This is a genomic window from Paractinoplanes hotanensis, from assembly GCF_023717965.1.
Taxonomy (GTDB): domain Bacteria; phylum Actinomycetota; class Actinomycetes; order Mycobacteriales; family Micromonosporaceae; genus Actinoplanes; species Actinoplanes polyasparticus.
The window spans coordinates 1-3615 of the sequence record NZ_JAMQOL010000110.1 but is presented as its reverse complement, the minus strand read 5'-3'; the positions used below and the strand labels follow the sequence as shown (position 1 = coordinate 3615).

Below are 3615 nucleotides of genomic sequence, written 5' to 3'. Positions count from 1 at the left end.
ATGCCGAGGATCAGCGCCATGCCGATGCCGAGCAGAGCGGTCATGAACAGCACGTCGACGAAGGCGTTGCCGGCGATGGCGTTGTAGACCCCTGAGAACGGGCCGGTCGCGGCCTTGCCGAGGAACCCGGCGGTGGGACTGCCGCCGTCCAACCACGCGTTCGCCGCGGGGGTACTGCGGCCGAGGCCGAACAGTTTGTCGAGGAACGCCCACAGGAACAACCATGTGTCACGTCGCCACGAATTCATCGATGCGTAGGAATGCAAAAGGCCAGCTTAGCTGGCCTTTTACAAAGTCGGGCTGACAGGATTTGAACCTGCGACCCCTTGACCCCAGCATTTAGAGGGCCCAGCGACGTGCTAACTAACGTTTTACCAGGTCACTGAAAAATATACTCGGCCGAGTGAAGGTGTCCAACAACGTCACCCTTCCGGCACCCTCTTTACCCTACCTGACCTGCGCCTTTGTCAGCCTGCTTGCATCAGCGTCATTCTCCCAGCGCTTCGACGGAAGGACGCGACCCCCGCATAGTTCACCGTCGCAGCTGCAGGCGCATTCACCTGCTACCAGACGCCTGTTCCACGACTCTGACACGACAGATTGACGATTCGTCATTGCGAAGCGAACAAATCCTCGAGCATCGCCATCGATCTAGCGGGAATCTCTTCATCAGGGAAGAATCTGCTGCAGAGTTCCAGTGCCGCCTCGACGGTCGAGATCCCAATAATCTGGACAAGTGCACGGAGGTCGTCCTCGTCGCGACCCCGGGAGGCGAATACCTTCATCGCGAACACATGCTCGGGAGAGGCGGCCATCACACGAATGCCGGGGTGGTCGAATACTTCACGCTTTCCGGCGTCGTGCTGGTAGGAGACATACGCGCTGGCCTGATCGTTGAGCCACCATGGCGGCAAGCCCATCGCCTCCGCTACGTTGCGCGCTTCCTCCAAGACAATGCCATGCGGCAGAAACGTGGCATCGACGTCCCTTGTTACCCGGTCGGCGTCGTAGGCGAGCGCCATCGCAGCACCGCCGACGATGAACAGGTCGGCTATGACGCCTCGACGGAACAGCCGGTCGCCGAGCGCTGAGAATGCCCGCTCGAGTTCAGCTCTGCCGAGTAGGCCGTCATCGCTCATGCCGCGTCCAAGTCGCGTGCGGAGAGGTAGACGCCGTGCTTGCGGAAGGCGGCCGGCGCCCAGACGAGCGCCTCCATGCGCTTGGACGGCAGCGTGGAGGGAAACCACGGGGTCGCGAGGGTCCGAGTTCTGGACCAGTCGGGTGGGGCCAGGTCAAGTTTCGCGGCGAGGTGCTCCGCCAACGCGCCGAGTAAGACGTCCCACCGCGCGTCGCCTGTTGCGGGTGGCTCATCCAGTAGCAGCTCGGCTTGTTTTTCCGCCTGTTCCCAGCGGTACTCCTCGAGGAATTCCCAGATGTGCTTCCACCGGATTTTCTCCTCGGGGTGTCGGGAGAGATGGCCGGCGAGGTCCACCATCGTCATCGGTTGGTACGCCATGATTGCTCGGACCTCTACCTCTCATGCTGCGCTGCGATCGATTCTACGAACCCGAGCCACCCGAATGTTCAGAACGCGGCCCTGAGGAGCTCGCGGGAGTGCCCGCCGACCGGCCACCCGAAGCCCAGCGGACGGTCGAGGCCCCGCGGCCCAAGCTACCGCCCGCCGTCGTTCCCGGACCGCTCGCCGGGGCCGGCGACCTGCGCAACGACATGCGGACGGAAGCGCCTGTGGTTGTCGAATCCGGGTACGCGCCTTCCGGTCCTCAGCTGGCGAGCTTCTCCACGGACTTACCATCGTCAGGGAGCAGACTCGTGGTGCAGCCACCCCAGTTCCGTAGCGGCCTCGGCGGGACTTCGGACACTGTCATCAGGTCGGCGATCCGGTCCGTGGCCCGCAAGCGTCTGGTTGCGTTGACCCGGGTGTAGTAGCGCATGAGCGTGGCCGGGTCATGGCCGAGCCTTTCCGCGACTTCGTGGACGCCGTAGCCGGCGTCGAGCAGAGTTGAAGCGATCAGGTGCCGGATCTGGTGCGGGCCGATCGGCCGGACCTTCGCGGCTATGCGCACCTGGACGGCGGCGCTCTCACGGCCGAGGCGCTGCACCTGGCGGTACGGCAGACCCGCAAAACTACCCGGACCAACCACACCTGTGGGCGTCCCACATCCATCTCGGCCCGTGATCCGCGGCGACGTGACGCGTCATGCCGACACCCGCGGGCCCAGCACGGCGGCTCGGACGGCGTCCGCGAAGCGGCGGTTGCGGACCATCTCGCCGAGCGGCACCCCCGTCGCCTCCTCCTTTCCGATGATCTCGGTGAGCGTCGGGATGAGCTTGAGGACGGCCTGCTCCGCCTTTCCCGGCTCCCAGACCAGCTCGATGAGCCGACGACATTGCTCGGATGCCTTCTTGGGACTCGCCGGAAGCCTTTCATCACCCAGGAGCTGCCACCGGAGCGCGGCCATCAAGTGGTAGCGGACGGGACGGAGGCCGGCGCGTACCCGACGCGTGCGCAGTAGCCACTCGATGCGGTACAGCGTCGCCGCCGCGACATAATAGGCGTCCGGTAGGTACCGGCCTGGAACAGATCGTTCTTTCGCCGCGTGGTCAGGTCCTTGTAGTGGCGACGGCTGACGGCTCTCCGAGGAACATTGCGGCATAAGCGCGGGTGAGCTGGCTCCGGTTGATCACTCGAGTCTTCTCGACGTCTTGCCGGGCCGCGTACTGCTTGGATCGGCGTTCGTAGAACAACCGCTGTGGTGCGTCCTGAGCGGCGAACCAGTCCTCGAGCTGCTTGTGGAAGTCCTCGCGGGTCGAGAGGTCCTCCTCGCTGACTGCCGTCTGCCGGTTCGTCGCAGCGATGATGCCGGTGATGACGTTCTCGTCGGCGCTGTGCACCACCCGGACGCTGACCTGCACGTCGTTGTTCAGGTGGCTCCGCTCGTCGAACAGCACGTGGCAGGTCTGGCACCCGTTGACCACCTGGAAGTCGCGGATGTGGACCTCGTCGCCGACGACTCGGAGGTTCCGCGTGACGATAGTGATGCCATTGTTCAGGACGGCGAAGCGCCGGTGGCCGATCTCGTCGCGAATGGTGTCGCGAATCTGAGCGTTGACGCCGTTGTATCCCTGGAAGTCCCGCACATTCTCATGGAACAGCGCCGTGCGGATATGTCCGGTGGGATCGGTGAGCACCTTCTCGACCAGCTCGCGCCGACAGCAGCCCGAGCAGTGATTCTTCGACACCGGGCATCCGCGGCAGGGACATCTTCTTCGGCATCTCGAACGTGGCCGGCACCGCCTGGGTGGCCCGCTTGTAGAGCTCTCGCAGATCGTCACGGGTGACGCAGCGAACGTCGACGACGTCGAACAGCCCGGACTTCATGAGCATCTTCTCGGCGGACACCGCCTTGCGCCGCAGCAGGTCCGCCACCTGATTGCCGGTCGTTGCATAGTGGACGTGTAACTCAGGGCCTTTGCGTGTTCAGGCAGCGGTGGCATGACCTGGGGATACGCGGGTTACCGGCCTTTGTGGAGGGTGCTCAGGGCGGGTGAGATCGCCTAGGTGATCATGGGAGTTCTCACGCTTCCAGCCACCCT

General features: G+C 64.2%; 6 protein-coding genes and 1 pseudogene. All 7 read right to left on the bottom strand.

The genetic code is table 11. From position 1 onward, the window contains the following. Positions 1-224 (bottom strand): annotated as a pseudogene (locus LXN57_RS47540) (hypothetical protein); the annotation flags it as partial. 387 nt (positions 225-611) lie between these two features. After that, positions 612-1139, bottom strand: coding sequence for a DUF6036 family nucleotidyltransferase (locus LXN57_RS47535; RefSeq protein ID WP_251804933.1), 528 nt, complete (start codon positions 1137-1139; stop codon positions 612-614). After that, entirely contained in the window at positions 1136-1501 is a 366-nt protein-coding gene (locus tag LXN57_RS47530; RefSeq protein WP_251804932.1) for a hypothetical protein, read from the bottom strand. The genes LXN57_RS47535 and LXN57_RS47530 overlap by 4 nt, the downstream gene beginning before the upstream one ends. Positions 1502-1781: 280 nt before the next feature. After that, positions 1782-2120 carry a tyrosine-type recombinase/integrase gene (locus tag LXN57_RS47525; RefSeq protein WP_251804931.1) on the bottom strand — a complete coding sequence of 113 codons (339 nt, stop codon included), beginning with the start codon at positions 2118-2120 and terminating at the stop codon, positions 1782-1784. A gap of 96 nt (positions 2121-2216) precedes the next feature. After that, entirely contained in the window at positions 2217-2480 is a 264-nt protein-coding gene (locus LXN57_RS47520; protein ID WP_251804930.1) for a hypothetical protein, read from the bottom strand. Between the two features lie 142 nt (positions 2481-2622). Next, the gene (locus tag LXN57_RS47515; protein ID WP_251804929.1) at positions 2623-3159 is read right to left on the bottom strand and encodes an AIPR family protein; all 537 of its coding nucleotides are present in this window, start codon (positions 3157-3159) and stop codon (positions 2623-2625) included. A 4-nt stretch (positions 3160-3163) separates the two neighbouring features. Further along, positions 3164-3448 (bottom strand): hypothetical protein, encoded by a 285-nt coding sequence (locus LXN57_RS47510; RefSeq protein ID WP_251804928.1) that lies wholly within the window; start codon positions 3446-3448, stop codon positions 3164-3166. Positions 3449-3615 lie beyond the last annotated feature (167 nt).

Coding starts and splice junctions, on each gene's coding strand:
- LXN57_RS47535 (WP_251804933.1), bottom strand. CDS start 1,139: ATGAGCGATGACGGCCTACTCGGCAGAGCTGAACTCGAGCGGGCATTC.
- LXN57_RS47530 (WP_251804932.1), bottom strand. CDS start 1,501: ATGACGATGGTGGACCTCGCCGGCCATCTCTCCCGACACCCCGAGGAG.
- LXN57_RS47520 (WP_251804930.1), bottom strand. CDS start 2,480: ATGGCCGCGCTCCGGTGGCAGCTCCTGGGTGATGAAAGGCTTCCGGCG.